Source organism: Agrobacterium sp. DKPNP3, from assembly GCF_052686535.1.
Genome location: NZ_JBQYSN010000006.1, coordinates 32,851 through 46,351 on the forward strand (window position 1 = coordinate 32,851; position 13,501 = coordinate 46,351).

The 13,501-nt window shown below is 59.2% G+C and carries 12 protein-coding genes, 1 tRNA gene and 1 riboswitch; of the genes, 10 read left to right on the top strand and 3 right to left on the bottom strand.

The window, feature by feature from the left end:
* The first annotated feature begins 202 nt into the window (after positions 1-202).
* The 5 genes from pstC (at position 203) to phoB (ending at position 5,372) form a co-directional block, all read left to right on the top strand.
* Positions 203-1,687: a phosphate ABC transporter permease subunit PstC gene (pstC, locus tag ACUTJJ_RS03085; protein WP_445541259.1), complete on the top strand. Its 1,485-nt coding sequence runs from the start codon at positions 203-205 to the stop codon at positions 1,685-1,687.
* Positions 1,684-3,006, top strand: coding sequence for a phosphate ABC transporter permease PstA (gene pstA, locus ACUTJJ_RS03090; protein ID WP_445541260.1), 1,323 nt, complete (start codon positions 1,684-1,686; stop codon positions 3,004-3,006). The genes pstC and pstA overlap by 4 nt, the downstream gene beginning before the upstream one ends.
* Positions 3,007-3,020: 14 nt before the next feature.
* Positions 3,021-3,836 carry a phosphate ABC transporter ATP-binding protein PstB gene (pstB, locus tag ACUTJJ_RS03095; RefSeq protein WP_063949634.1) on the top strand — a complete coding sequence of 272 codons (816 nt, stop codon included), beginning with the start codon at positions 3,021-3,023 and terminating at the stop codon, positions 3,834-3,836.
* Positions 3,837-3,961: 125 nt separating this feature from the next.
* Positions 3,962-4,657, top strand: coding sequence for a phosphate signaling complex protein PhoU (phoU, locus tag ACUTJJ_RS03100; protein ID WP_063949818.1), 696 nt, complete (start codon positions 3,962-3,964; stop codon positions 4,655-4,657).
* Positions 4,658-4,688: 31 nt separating this feature from the next.
* Positions 4,689-5,372, top strand: coding sequence for a phosphate regulon transcriptional regulator PhoB (gene phoB, locus ACUTJJ_RS03105; protein WP_063949635.1), 684 nt, complete (start codon positions 4,689-4,691; stop codon positions 5,370-5,372).
* A gap of 179 nt (positions 5,373-5,551) precedes the next feature.
* On the opposite strand, the gene ACUTJJ_RS03110 is transcribed toward phoB, so the two are convergent.
* Complete coding sequence (locus ACUTJJ_RS03110; protein ID WP_063949636.1) at positions 5,552-6,085, bottom strand: GcrA family cell cycle regulator; 534 nt, start codon at positions 6,083-6,085, stop codon at positions 5,552-5,554.
* A gap of 431 nt (positions 6,086-6,516) precedes the next feature.
* Here ACUTJJ_RS03110 and ACUTJJ_RS03115 point away from each other — a divergent pair, with 431 nt between their 5' ends.
* From ACUTJJ_RS03115 to ACUTJJ_RS03125, 3 genes are all read left to right on the top strand, one after another.
* Positions 6,517-7,716 (top strand): aspartate aminotransferase family protein, encoded by a 1,200-nt coding sequence (locus tag ACUTJJ_RS03115; protein WP_144575977.1) that lies wholly within the window; start codon positions 6,517-6,519, stop codon positions 7,714-7,716.
* A gap of 57 nt (positions 7,717-7,773) precedes the next feature.
* On the top strand, positions 7,774-8,691 hold the full coding sequence (gene argF / locus ACUTJJ_RS03120) for an ornithine carbamoyltransferase (RefSeq protein WP_063949819.1): 918 nt from the start codon (positions 7,774-7,776) through the stop codon (positions 8,689-8,691).
* Between the two features lie 236 nt (positions 8,692-8,927).
* On the top strand, positions 8,928-9,917 hold the full coding sequence (locus ACUTJJ_RS03125; RefSeq protein WP_063949638.1) for an Hsp33 family molecular chaperone: 990 nt from the start codon (positions 8,928-8,930) through the stop codon (positions 9,915-9,917).
* A 210-nt stretch (positions 9,918-10,127) separates the two neighbouring features.
* On the opposite strand, the gene apaG is transcribed toward ACUTJJ_RS03125, so the two are convergent.
* Together apaG and ACUTJJ_RS03135 are read right to left on the bottom strand one after the other, a co-directional pair.
* The gene (gene apaG / locus ACUTJJ_RS03130) at positions 10,128-10,520 is read right to left on the bottom strand and encodes a Co2+/Mg2+ efflux protein ApaG (RefSeq protein ID WP_445541261.1); all 393 of its coding nucleotides are present in this window, start codon (positions 10,518-10,520) and stop codon (positions 10,128-10,130) included.
* Between the two features lie 225 nt (positions 10,521-10,745).
* A complete protein-coding gene (locus ACUTJJ_RS03135) occupies positions 10,746-11,930 on the bottom strand; it encodes an O-succinylhomoserine sulfhydrylase (protein WP_445541262.1) in 1,185 nt (394 codons plus the stop codon).
* Positions 11,931-11,973: 43 nt separating this feature from the next.
* Positions 11,974-12,052, bottom strand: a riboswitch (SAM riboswitch).
* Between the two features lie 72 nt (positions 12,053-12,124).
* On the opposite strand from ACUTJJ_RS03135, the gene ACUTJJ_RS03140 reads away from it, so the two are divergent.
* Positions 12,125-13,222 (top strand): 2'-deoxycytidine 5'-triphosphate deaminase, encoded by a 1,098-nt coding sequence (locus ACUTJJ_RS03140; RefSeq protein WP_445541263.1) that lies wholly within the window; start codon positions 12,125-12,127, stop codon positions 13,220-13,222.
* 54 nt (positions 13,223-13,276) lie between these two features.
* Positions 13,277-13,350: transfer RNA gene (locus tag ACUTJJ_RS03145), tRNA-Gly, on the top strand.
* Positions 13,351-13,501 lie beyond the last annotated feature (151 nt).

A 13,501-nucleotide genomic window follows, 5' to 3' on the forward strand; every position in this document is an offset into this window, starting at 1 on the left:
GCGGTTGACAGTTCCTAGTCATCACCATCCACATGATTGTCGATGGATTGCAGATGGATAGGATGTATCAACCTTGACGCTTGCCAGACGATGATACAGTCAGGCGGCAAGCATCCTGGGGTGGTCCAGCGGTCTCGTTTTGATGACTTTTTGATTTGCCCGCTATCGCACCGTGCTTCTGAGGCACGCCGAGGGAACTCTAATGAACACATCGATCCTTTTGCTGATACTGGCGCTCATCGGCATCGGCAGCTATCTGCTGGGCAGCCGCAGAGCCGCTGTCCTGTCTGGAGGCCGCCCCTCCAACATGCATTCACGGGCCGGCTACCACGGTTCCTACGCCGTTATCTGGACGGTTCTGCCGGCAGCGCTCATTCTCTGCGCCTGGCTCATCGTCAGCCCGCTTGTCGTGACCTCGGCAGTCCGTGGCAATTTCCCGGAAGACGTTCGTGCGCAGTCCGAAGCGCAGCAGAGCCTGACCTATGGCATGGTGACCTCGATCGCCCGTGGCCTACAACGCCTGACGCCCGAGGAAATGGCGCAGATTGACGCCGACGTTGCCGCCGTCCGCCCGCTTCTGGCGTCCAAGGGCGTGGCGATCGCCGGTGACCCGCAGCGGTTCATGATCGATGCCGCCCAGACGCTGAATACCATGACCTCTACAAGCCGCATCGCGATGATCGCCGTCGTGCTGCTGGCTGCGGTCGGTGGTGCGATCTATGCGCTGCGGGCGATTGCTCCGCGCTTTCGGGCGCGCAATCAGGTCGAGAAGGTCATTCTTGCGGCGCTCATCGTTGCCTCCTCCATCGCTATCCTTACGACAATCGGCATTGTCCTGTCGATGCTCACGGAGGCGATCCAGTTCTTCACCATGGTTCCGGCGCACCAGTTCTTCTTCGGGACCGTGTGGGATCCACGTTTTGCCGCTGCGGGCGCTACGGACTCATCAGGGCAGTTCGGCCTGATCCCGTTGCTCGCTGGCACGCTCTACATCGGCTTCGTCGCCATGCTCGTTGCGGTTCCCGTGGGTCTGTTTTCGGCAATCTACATGTCGGAATATGCCTCGCCTCGCCTCCGCTCGGTTGCCAAGCCGTTGCTGGAGGTGCTCGCCGGCATTCCCACCATCGTCTACGGCTTCTTCGCACTCACGACGGTTGGCCCGTTCCTCAGAGACATTTCCACGCAGATCAATGGTCTGGCGACTGGCAATTACGCCAACTTCATCCAGGCCCAGAGCGTCATCACCGCCGGCTTTGTCATGGGCATCATGCTTATTCCCTACGTGTCGTCGCTGTCGGATGATATCATCACTGCCGTTCCACGTTCGCTGCGCGACGGTTCGCTCGGCCTTGGCGCCACGCGCTCCGAGACCATCAAGAGGGTCATCGTTCCCGCCGCTCTTCCAGGCATCGTCGGGGCCGTGCTGATGACGGCGTCGCGCGCCATCGGCGAGACCATGATCGTGGTTCTTGCTGCCGGCGTGGCAGCCCGTCTTCAGCTCAACCCCTTCGAGCCGATGACCACCGTCACCGTCAAGATCGTCAGCCAGCTCACCGGCGACCTCGAATTCACCTCGCCGCAGACGCTGGTCGCTTTCGCGCTCGGCATCACGCTTTTTGCCATCACGCTTTGCCTGAATATCTACGCGCTTTACATCGTGCGCAAATACCGGGAGCAATATGAATGACCGACATCGTTTCTCCCGCAAGAGGCGCCCCCGCAGTCACCAGAGCCACGCGTCGCGATATCGGGATCAAGCGCCGTTATGCCGCCGAACGCCGTTTCCGCGCCTACGGCATGGCTGCGATTTCCTTCGGCCTCATCTTTCTCTTCCTGCTGCTTTTCTCGGTGGTCTCCAAGGGCTACACCGCGTTCCAGCAGACGATGATTACCGTTCCGGTCGAGTTTTCGGAAAAGATCATCGACCCGAAGAATGAGCGTGCCACCAATCCGGCGAAGCTGATGACGGCCAATTATCCCATCATCGCTCGCGATGCGGTCGCCAAGGTTCTCGGCGTCGCGCCGACCGACAAGGCCGGTCTTCGCGCCGTCAACCTCCTGATCTCCGACAGCGTACGCACGCAGTTGCGCGACATCGTCGTCGCCGATCCCGCCGTCATCGGCACCACGCGCACCGTCACGCTTCTGGCGTCGGGCGATGTCGATAGCGCCTTCAAGGGCCAGGTCGATATGAGTGCCGATGAAGCTAACAGGCGTATCTCCAACCAGCAACTCGGGTGGATGAACCAGCTCGCCGAAAGCGGCCAGCTTGCCAAACACTTCAACACCGGCATTTTCGTCAACGGCAATTCGAGCCGTCCGGAAGCAGCAGGTGTCGGCGTGGCGCTGATCGGTTCCTTCTACATGATGATGATCGTGCTGGTGCTGTCGCTGCCGATCGGCGTCGCCGCCTCGATCTATCTCGAAGAGTTCGCCCCGAAGAACCGTCTGACCGACCTCATCGAGGTAAACATCAACAATCTCGCGGCTGTGCCCTCCATTGTTTACGGTCTGCTTGGTCTCTCCGTCTTCATCAACTTCATGGGCTTTCCGCGCTCGGCTTCGCTGGTCGGCGGGCTTGTGCTCACCCTGATGACGCTGCCGACCATTATCATCGCGACCCGCGCCGCCCTGAAAGCCGTGCCGCCCTCGATCCGTGCCGCGGCGCTCGGTCTCGGTGCCTCCAAGATGCAGACGATCTTCCACCACGTGCTGCCGCTTGCCATGCCCGGCATCCTGACCGGCACGATCATCGGCCTTGCGCATGCGCTGGGCGAAACGGCGCCGCTGCTCCTCATCGGCATGGTGGCATTCGTCGCGAACTATCCGACAACGCCGATGGATCCGTCCACGGCCCTGCCGGTGCAGATTTACATGTGGGCGAATGAGGCAGAGCGCGCCTTTGTCGAACGGACATCCGGCGCTATCATCATCCTGCTTTTGTTCCTCATCGTCATGAATGTGGGCGCAATCCTGTTGCGTCGCCGCTTCGAACGGCGCTGGTAAAGGGAGATTGAGCAATGAACATGTTGTCGGAAGCAGCAGTTGAAAAGGCGCTGGACAAGAAAATGAATGAAGTCTCATACAAGATGATCGGTAAGGACGTATCGGTTTATTACGGCGAAAAGCGTGCGCTTTACGACGTGAACCTCAACGTCCGGGAGAACACCGTGACCGCGCTGATCGGCCCCTCGGGCTGCGGCAAATCCACGTTCCTGCGCACCCTGAACCGTATGAATGACACGATCGACGGCTGCCGCGTCACCGGCAAGATCACGCTTGATACCGACGATATCTACGACCAGGCGATCGATGTGGTGGAACTGCGCGCCCGCGTCGGTATGGTGTTCCAGAAGCCGAACCCCTTCCCGAAGTCGATCTACGAAAACATCTCCTACGGCCCGCGGATCCACGGGCTCGCCCGCAACAAGGCGGATATGGACCAGATCGTTGAGCAGAGCCTCCAGCGAGCCGGTCTATGGAACGAGGTGAAGGACCGTCTGCATGAGTCCGGCACGGGCCTTTCCGGCGGCCAGCAGCAGCGCCTTTGCATCGCCCGTGCGATCGCCGTCAGCCCGGAAGTGATCCTGATGGACGAGCCCTGCTCGGCGCTGGACCCGATTGCCACCGCGAAGGTCGAGGAACTGATCCACGAGCTGCGGACAAACTACACCATCGTCATTGTCACGCACTCCATGCAGCAGGCGGCGCGTGTTTCCCAGCGCACCGCCATGTTCCACCTTGGTCATCTTGTTGAGGAAAACGAAACCGACAAGATGTTCACCAATCCGGATGATCAGCGCACGCAGGATTACATCATGGGCCGCTTCGGCTGATACAGGCCGGCGCTTCAAAGAAACCGAACAAGACTGGTGCCGCTGCCGTGTCCCGCTCCGGGCACGGCCTGCAGGCCAAGCCGGAGGACTAGACCGTGAACCAGACAACGACCCATTCGCATATCATGTCCGCCTATGATGAGGAGTTGAAATTCCTCACACGCCGTATTTCGGAAATGGGTGGCCTTGCCGAACAGATGTGTGCCGACGCCGTGCGGGCGCTCGTGAACTCGGATGCCGCGCTGGCGCAGAAAGTCATTTCTGACGACACCATCCTCGATCACGCCGAGCGTGAGATCGGCGACAAGGCAATCGTCACCATCGCCAAGCGCCAGCCGATGGCGGCAGACCTTCGTGAAATCATCGGCACGCTGCGTATTGCAGCCGATCTCGAGCGTGTGGGCGATCTTGGCAAGAACACGGCCAAGCGCGTGATTGCGGTTGCCGGCACCGGCGTGCCGCGCAAGCTTGCCCGTGGTCTCGAACACCTGTCGGAACTGGCGCTGGTGCAGCTCAAGGAAGTCCTCGACGTCTATTCGACCCGCTCCGCCGAGAAGGCCAATGCCATCCGCGAGCGCGACGAGGAAATCGATGCCATGTACACCTCGCTCTTCCGCGAGCTTCTGACCTACATGATGGAGGACCCGCGCAATATCACGACCTGCACGCATCTTCTGTTCTGCGCCAAGAACATCGAGCGCATCGGCGACCATGCCACCAATATCGCCGAGACAATCTATTACATGACCACCGGCAGCCAGCCGGAGGGCGAGCGTCCGAAGGACGACAGTTCCAACACGCTCGGTTCGGTGACCGAGTAAGAGACAGGCAAAGCCTTGCGGAGTTCAGCATATGGTGCCCAAGATTGCAGTTGTGGAAGATGAGGAAGCGCTCAGCGTCCTTCTTCGTTACAATCTCGAGGCTGAGGGATACGATGTCGACACGATACCCCGTGGTGACGAGGCGGAAATCAGGCTTCAGGAACGTACCCCCGATCTTCTCATTCTAGACTGGATGCTGCCTGGTGTATCCGGTATCGAGCTTTGCCGTCGGCTCAGAATGCGGCCGGAAACGGAACGCCTGCCCATCATCATGCTGACGGCTCGCGGCGAGGAAAGCGAACGTGTTCGTGGCCTCGCAACGGGTGCGGACGATTATGTCGTCAAGCCGTTCTCCACGCCGGAACTCATGGCCCGCGTCAAGGCCATGCTCCGCCGGGCCCGCCCCGAGGTTCTGTCTTCGGTGCTGAAATGCGGGGATATCGAACTGGATCGCGAGACGCATCGCGTTCACCGCAAAAGCCGTGAAGTGCGTCTCGGTCCGACGGAGTTTCGCCTTCTGGAATTCCTGATGACCTCTCCGGGCAGGGTGTTCTCCCGTTCGCAATTGCTCGATGGTGTCTGGGGCCATGATATCTACGTCGATGAGCGTACCGTCGACGTGCATGTCGGACGCCTGCGTAAGGCGCTTAATTTTTCGCACATGCAGGATGTCATCCGCACGGTGCGCGGCGCCGGCTATTCCATGGAAGCCTGAGCGGATGCCATCCGACTGGCGCGTTCCATCAAAGTAATTTTCCGCGAAAAACAAAAGGCCCGAAACCGGATTGGTGTCGGGTCTTTTGTTGTGGTTGATCCCGATCCGCTCTGGTTTTGTCACAAAAAAACGGGCCCGAAGGCCCGTAGTTTTTGAGTGTCGAATGCGTGCCGCAACACTCAAGCCTTACGGCGCTCGCTTACCGGCTGATAGGCGAGTTTCGCATGGAACTTGCAATAGGGCGAAGATTCCAGCGCTTCACAGCCGCAGAAATGGAAATCGTCTTTCAAGGGGTCGCCGACCGGCCATTTGCAGGTGCGCTCGGTCAGTTCCGTCAGCGTCAGACGACGGGAGATTGGCGTGACGACGTTTCTGGAAGGAACGTAATCGAGAACTTCCGCGGTCTCGATGCCGACCTCTTCCTGAAGGGCGGTCGCGGCGTTGGAACGCGTCAGGATCCGGGCCGGTGCAGCGTTGACGCGGCCAGCAAAATTCGCCGCGCGAGGGGCAGGGGCAGCAGTCCGCTTGGGCGCTGTGCGCGCCGAAGTGACAGGACCGCCAGCCTTGACGCGACCCGGCAGGTTGAGACGGTGGACCTTGCCGATGACGGCGTTGCGGCTAACACCGCCCAGCTGCGCTGCTATCTGGCTGGCGCTAAGTCCCTCGGACCACAATTTCTTGAGCTTTTCGACCCGTTCGTCTGTCCAGTTCATGCCGCTTCTCCGCTTTTCGCGTGTATTTTTGGCAGAATCCCTCTCCGTCTCGCGGGAGTGCCGCGAGTGTGGTTTCTGCCTGATTTTTGGTGACTAGTTCCGCCGCATTGCAGTCTAGTAATTAGCGATTAACCTAGTGCCACGCAGACTCCGTGGCAAGAGTCGCGGGAATCATCTCGAATCGATTTTGCGGTTTTCCCCAACTTGCTGGCGGGTTGAGTCAGAAAGGCAACACCTTGGGTCTGGCGCCCAGCCACCTACTAGGGCTTGAGAACCCTAGGGAATACGGACTTTTGTTGACATCGGCAAGCGAAGTGACAATAGTGCCCCTGCCGCCGCGAGGCGGCATTTTTGATTTTCAGGCAAGGGATAACCCTAAGAGCCTATTGACAACCGTCTTACAGCGCATTTGCGCAAGGAGTGATACAGCCATGGCCGAAGCCGCCGCGCCATTGTTCGATACATTTGCAAGAGCCCCCCTGCGTTTTGAGCGAGGCGAGGGCGTCTGGCTGTACACGGAAAGCGGCGAGCGATATCTCGATTTTGCGGCTGGCGTGGCTGTGAATTCGCTGGGCCATGCCCATCCGCACCTTGTGGAGGCGATCAAGACGCAGGCCGAAAAGGTCTGGCACGTCTCCAACCTCTATGAAGTGCCGGGCCAGGAAAAGCTTGCCAAGCGTCTGACGGAAGCAACCTTCGCCGACAAGGTTTTCTTCACCAATTCCGGCGCGGAAGCGCTGGAATGTGCGATCAAGACCGCACGCCGTTACCATTATTCCAAGGGCCATCCTGAGAAGTTTCGCATCATTACCTTTGAAGGCGCCTTCCATGGCCGGACGCTGGCGACGATCGCTGCCGGTGGCCAACAGAAATATCTCGAAGGTTTCGGTCCCAAGGTCGAAGGTTTCGATCAGGTTCCCTTCGGTGACGTCGATGCGCTGAAGGCCGCCATCACGGCCGAAACAGCAGCGCTGCTGATCGAGCCCATTCAGGGCGAGGGCGGCATCCGCGCGCCGGCGAAGGAATTCCTGCAACTGCTGCGCTCGCTCTGTGACGAGCATGGCATGCTGCTGATCTTCGATGAGGTTCAGACCGGCGTCGGACGTACGGGTAAGCTTTTCGCCTATGAGCACACCGGCGTCGCGCCCGATATCATGGCGGTTGCCAAGGGTATCGGCGGCGGGTTCCCGCTTGGCGCCTGCCTCGCAACGGCCGAAGCTGCTTCCGGCATGACGGCGGGTGTGCACGGCACGACCTATGGCGGCAATCCGCTGGCGATGGCCGTCGGCAATGCGGTCCTTGATGTTGTTCTTGCTGACGGCTTTCTGGACAATGTTCGTGATGTCGCGCTTGTGTTCCGCCAGGGGCTTGCCTCATTGAAGGATCGTTACCCCGACGTGATCGAGGAAATTCGCGGCGAAGGCCTGCTTCTCGGCATCAAGGCGAGGATCCCCTCAGGTGAATTGCTCCAGGCCATGCGTGCGGAACATCTGCTTGGTGTACCGGCGGGTGACAATGTCATCCGTCTCCTGCCGCCGCTCGTCACCACCGCGGAGGAGGCCCGTGAGGGTCTGGCGCGCGTGGAAGCGGCCGCCGCATCCCTGACCGCAAAACAGGCGAAAATCGCCTGAGAAAACACTAAAGGGCGGGCCTCTTTGCCGGGGCTCGCGAGCATGGGACAGTTTGAAATGGCTTCACCTAAACATTTTCTCGACCTGTCGGCCGTCGGCTCGCAGGACCTGCGGGCGATTCTCGATGATGCCCGGGCACGCAAGGCGGCGACCAAGGCCGGCACAGCGGAAAAGCCGCTTGCCGGCAAGATGCTGGCTATGATCTTCGAAAAGCCGTCCACCCGCACCCGGGTCTCTTTCGATGTCGGCATGCGCCAGCTTGGCGGCGAAACGCTTTTCCTCTCTGGCACGGAGATGCAACTCGGCCGGGCCGAAACGATCGGCGATACGGCCAAGGTCCTGTCGCGTTATGTCGACGCCATCATGATCCGTACAACGGATCATTCGCGTCTGCTTGAGCTTGCCGAACACGCAACCGTGCCTGTCATCAACGCCCTGACCGATGACACGCACCCCTGCCAGATCATGGCTGACATCATGACCTTCGAGGAACATCGTGGGCCGATAAAAGGCAAGACCATTGCCTGGACGGGCGACGGCAACAATGTCCTCCATTCCTTCGTCGAGGGTTCGGCTCGGTTCGGGTATCGCATGACGATGGCGGTTCCCATGGGTTCCGAACCGCATGATAAGTTCCTGAACTGGGCCCGCAACAATGGCGGCGAGATCGCACTGTATCATGATGCGGAAAAGGCCGTCGCTGGCGCCGATTGCGTGGTGACCGACACCTGGGTTTCCATGAACCAGGAACACAAGGCGCGCGGCCACAACATCTTCCAGCCCTATCAGGTCAACGAAGCGCTGATGGCCAAGGCTGAAAAGGACGCCCTGTTCATGCATTGCCTTCCGGCCCATCGCGGTGAAGAGGTGACGGATGCGGTGATCGACGGCCCGCAATCGGTGGTCTTCGACGAGGCGGAAAACCGCCTCCACGCGCAGAAATCAATCATCGCCTGGTGCATGGGCGTCATCTGAAGATACCACCCGTTTGCTGAACGTCGGACGGGTGCTTGAACTTTTCGGCAGCGATTACCATCTGTTGGACTTCGAAGAGGCTCGTCGGTTTTCTGGCGGGCCTTCATCACGATTTGCACGTTTTTCCCCGGGAGCGGTTTCTCTTCGCGGGTCTCTGTGCGACAAGCAAAAAAGCACATTTTGAAAGCCGGACTTTTGGACGGTAGCGGCGCCGCGGCTGCGCCAAGGAGTATGATATGGCAGATGTAACGGTTGAACTGGACGATCTCGATTTTGCTGGCGACGACAAGGTTGTACCCTTTCAGGTCGAAGGTCTGGATGTGCGCGGCCGCGCGGTTCAGGTTGGGCCATTGCTGAACGCCATTCTCGAGCGGCATGACTATCCGGCCGCAGTCGCCCGGCTGCTCGCGGAAGCGACTGTTCTGACGGCGCTGATCGGCACCTCGCTTAAATTTTCCGGAAAGCTCACGCTTCAGACCAAGGGCGATGGTCCGGTCGACCTTCTAGTTGCTGATTTCACCGCGCCGGAAAGCATGCGCGCTTACGCCCGTTTCGATGAAGAGCGTCTCGCAGCGGCGATTGCCGAGGGCGCCACCTCGCCGGAGCAATTGCTCGGAACCGGCATTCTCGCTTTCACGATCGATCAGGGTGCGGGCATGCAGCCGTATCAGGGCATCGTGCCACTTGATGGCTCATCGCTGGAAGACATTGCCGGGGTATATTTCCGCCAGTCGGAACAGCTTCCCACTCGCGTCCGTCTCGGCGTTGCCGAGTTCTTCGACCGTGATGGCGCCGGCAAGCCGCGCCACGGCTGGCGTGCGGGCGGCGTTATCGCGCAGTTCCTGCCACAGGCGCCCGAGCGGCTACGCATGCGTGATCTGCATGGCGGCGATGGTGATGAAGGCGGCCATGAGGTGCAGGAGGATGATGCCTGGACGGAAGCGGTTACGCTGCTGAACACGGTTGATACCGACGAACTGACCGATCCGCAGGTGCCGGTGGAACGCCTTCTCTTCCGGCTTTTCCATGAGAGCGGCGTACGCATCTATGATCCGCAGGCGGTTTTCGATCGTTGCAGTTGCTCGCGCGACAAGATCAAGGGCGTTCTGTCAGGCTTTACCGCCGAAGAAATCAAGGCGAGCGAGGAAGATGGGGCCATCGCCGTTACCTGCGAGTTCTGCTCCACGACCTACCGCTATGATGTCAGCGAATTTGAAAACGTCTGACGAGGATAGCCGTGCCCTCGCACACCATGATCCCGGCCTCGAGCCGGGATCCAGCATGATCAAGTCTTGATTGCGTAACACTCTCTCACGCTGCAGACGCGCTGTGGCTGGATGCCGCTCTAGTCCGGCATGACGGAAGAGAGATTTTTTATCTTACCGACACTCTGAACAACGCTTTTAACGCGCGGCTTTCGCGTTCCTGCGGTTTCATCAATTCAAAACCCGCATCAGGCCTGGCGAATCCAGCGAGAAGGCTGGTATCGTGACATTGAACACCTCACCGCTTTCCGTTTCCATTTCATAATGGCCGAACATCAGGCCCGAAGGCGTATCCAGCGGACAGCCGGAAGAATACTCATAGCTGTCGCCAGGTTTGAGATGTGGTTTCTCGCCCACGACTCCAGGACCATAGACCTCGTCCACCTGGCCGTTCTGATCGGTAATGTGCCAGTAACGATTGACGAGAGTGACCGGAATGTCGGAGTTGTTCGCAATCACGACCTTGTAGCCCCAGACATAACGATCGTCATCCGGGTCGGATTGGTCTTCGAGATAATACGGATCAACCGTCACCTCGATATCCCTTGTCAGAGCACGATACATACGCACCACACCTCGAATTTATGCCTGCCGCCGCATTCTACACTATAGGCTCTGGCTATCGTCAAGGAAATGAATGACTTGACGGGCAGGGGGCGTCTCCTGTTGCGCTGTTTTTTACATTAGGGATAACGGTAAAGGTAAATATTGGTTTCCTGGCGCGGCCTTCTCGGGCGCCAGAAGCCATGGCCGGACATCAGCCGGGCCATGGCTTAAGCTATTTCAGCTTCAGACGGAAACCGCCGCAAGACCCTTTGCCAGATCTTCCACCAGATCGTCCGTGTCCTCGATACCGCAGGAAAGGCGCAATGTGCCGCCGGAGATACCGAGTTCCGCCCGTGCCTCGTCTGTGAGGTTCTTATGCGTCGTCGTGCCGGGGTGGGTAATGAGGCTCTTGGCGTCACCCAGATTGTTGGAAATCTTCACGATCTCAAGCGCGTTCTGCAGCTTGAAGGCCGCCTCCTTGCCGCCTTTCAGCTCGAAAGCCACCAGCGTCGAGCCGCCGGACATCTGGCGCGCAATGATATCCGCCTGTGGGTGGTCGGCGCGGCCGGGATAGATGACCCTGGCGACCTTGCCGCTGTCTGCCAGAAAATCCGCGATCTTCGAGGCATTGGCCGTCTGCTGCTTTACGCGCAGCGGCAGCGTTTCAATACCCTTCAGCAGCGTCCACGCATTGAACGGCGACATGGCGGGACCCGTATGGCGGAAATAATCCTGCAGCTCTTCTTCGATCCATTTCTTGTCGGAAAGGATCACGCCGCCGAGGCAGCGTCCCTGGCCGTCAATATGTTTGGTGGCAGAATAAACGACGATATGAGCGCCGAGTTCGAGCGGTTTCTGGAAAAGCGGTGTGGCGAAGACATTGTCGACCACCACTTTCGCGCCAATCTGGTTGGCGAGCTTCGCCACGCCGGCAATATCCACCACTTCGAGCGTCGGATTGGTTGGGCTTTCGAGGAAAAACAGCTTCGTATTCGGCTGGATTGCCTTTTCCCAGTTGCCGAGATCACGGCCATCAATCAGCGTGCATTCGATGCCATATTTCGGCGCCAGCGTTTCAACCACCCAGCGGCAGGAACCGAAAAGCGCACGGGCAGCAACGATGTGGTCGCCGGCGCGCAGCTGGCACATGATCGCCGCGGTAACGGCGGCCATGCCAGAAGCGAGCGCACGGGCGTCTTCAGCACCTTCCAGCAGGCACATGCGCTTCTCGAACATGTCATTGGTGGGGCTCGCATAACGGGCATAGATAAAGCCGTCCGTCTCACCTTTGAAGCGCGCTTCGGCAGCTTCGGAGTTTTCGTAGACGAAGCCCTGGGTCAGATAGATTGCTTCCGACGTTTCACCATAAGGGGAGCGTAGCGTACCACCGTGAACGAGCTGGGTTGCCGGGCGCCATTTATTGCTCATGTGATCACCTTCAAAACAAAAAAACCGGCCGCAAAAGCAGACCGGTTCCTAGCACCCGGTCTTTTTAGCCACTTGTTTAACGTGGCTGCAAGCCGACCGGCCAAATCACCACGGGATAACTTGCCTTACTGCCGTTACCGGCTTGCGTCAATGCCTTCCTTTTGGTTTTGTCGCCGTAAAAAGGAATGATGACCATGATGAGAACCACGGGCATTTTGGCGGATGGCGCAATACGCGCGCTGTTTGCGGGCGGCAAGCTGAAGAGTGAGGCCGATCTCGACGCGGATCAGGTGCAGCCCGCCAGCCTCGATCTCAGGCTCGGCTCGAAAGCTTACCGCGTGCGCGCCAGCTTCATGCCCGGCCCCGGAACCCAGGTCATCGACAAGCTCAATCGTCTGAGCCTGCACGAGGTCGATTTAAGCCAGGGCGCGGTGCTGGAAACCGGCTGTGTCTATATCGTGCCGCTGATGGAGAGCCTGGCGTTGCCGGCCGACATGTCCGCCTCTGCCAATCCCAAAAGCTCAACCGGCCGTCTCGATATCTTCACGCGCGTAATGACCGACAACGCGCAGGAATTCGACAAGATACCGGCGGGTTATGCCGGCCCGCTCTATCTCGAAATCAGCCCGCGCACGTTTCCGATCGTCGTGCGCCGCGGCTCACGCCTGTCACAGATCCGCTTCCGCATCGGCCATTCGCTGCTCAACGAAGCCGAATTGCTGAAGCTGCACGAAACGGAAATGCTGGTCGCCAGCGACACGCCGAACGTGACCGGCGGCGGCATCGCGCTGTCCATCGACCTCAAGGGCTTCGGCGACAACGGCCTGATCGGTTATCGCGGCAAACATCATACGGCGGTGGTGGATGTCGACAGGAAGGCCCAGCACGATGTACTCGATTTCTGGGAGCCACTTTACGCCCGTGGCCGCGCCGAGCTTATTCTCGATCCGGACGAATTCTATATTCTCGTCTCGCGCGAAGCTGTCCACGTTCCGCCGCTTTACGCCGCCGAAATGACGCCCTTCGACCCGCTGGTGGGCGAATTCCGCGTGCATTACGCCGGCTTCTTCGATCCCGGCTTCGGCCATGCGCAGGCAGGCGGCAGCGGCAGCCGCGCTGTGCTTGAAGTGCGCAGCCATGAAGTGCCCTTCATTCTGGAGCATGGCCAGATCGTCGGACGCCTGGTCTACGAGCACATGTTGGAAAAGCCTGATGGTCTCTACGGCACTGGCCTTGGCTCCAACTATCAGGCACAGGGCCTGAAGCTCTCGAAACATTTTCGCGCTGAGTGACCGAACCGGCGGGTGCTTGACACCTGCCGCGAACTATCCGATGTCTTAGACGGTGCGGGTGTAGCTCAATGGTAGAGCAGCAGCTTCCCAAGCTGAATACGAGGGTTCGATTCCCTTCACCCGCTCCAGCGACCTTTCCAACAAGATCATCGACGTCCAAGAAGCGCTGGTTTTTCAGCGCTTTTGCCTCGTGCGCGCGTAAGGTCGTGCAACGATATGCAGTGACATCCAGCAATTTTGTCGGTAAAAATCACGGTATTCGTCATCGTGGTGGGAAGT

Coding starts and splice junctions, on each gene's coding strand:
- pstC (WP_445541259.1), top strand. CDS start 203: ATGAACACATCGATCCTTTTGCTGATACTGGCGCTCATCGGCATCGGC.
- pstA (WP_445541260.1), top strand. CDS start 1,684: ATGACCGACATCGTTTCTCCCGCAAGAGGCGCCCCCGCAGTCACCAGA.
- pstB (WP_063949634.1), top strand. CDS start 3,021: ATGAACATGTTGTCGGAAGCAGCAGTTGAAAAGGCGCTGGACAAGAAA.
- phoU (WP_063949818.1), top strand. CDS start 3,962: ATGTCCGCCTATGATGAGGAGTTGAAATTCCTCACACGCCGTATTTCG.
- phoB (WP_063949635.1), top strand. CDS start 4,689: ATGGTGCCCAAGATTGCAGTTGTGGAAGATGAGGAAGCGCTCAGCGTC.
- ACUTJJ_RS03110 (WP_063949636.1), bottom strand. CDS start 6,085: ATGAACTGGACAGACGAACGGGTCGAAAAGCTCAAGAAATTGTGGTCC.
- ACUTJJ_RS03115 (WP_144575977.1), top strand. CDS start 6,517: ATGGCCGAAGCCGCCGCGCCATTGTTCGATACATTTGCAAGAGCCCCC.
- argF (WP_063949819.1), top strand. CDS start 7,774: ATGGCTTCACCTAAACATTTTCTCGACCTGTCGGCCGTCGGCTCGCAG.
- ACUTJJ_RS03125 (WP_063949638.1), top strand. CDS start 8,928: ATGGCAGATGTAACGGTTGAACTGGACGATCTCGATTTTGCTGGCGAC.
- apaG (WP_445541261.1), bottom strand. CDS start 10,520: ATGTATCGTGCTCTGACAAGGGATATCGAGGTGACGGTTGATCCGTAT.
- ACUTJJ_RS03135 (WP_445541262.1), bottom strand. CDS start 11,930: ATGAGCAATAAATGGCGCCCGGCAACCCAGCTCGTTCACGGTGGTACG.
- ACUTJJ_RS03140 (WP_445541263.1), top strand. CDS start 12,125: ATGATGAGAACCACGGGCATTTTGGCGGATGGCGCAATACGCGCGCTG.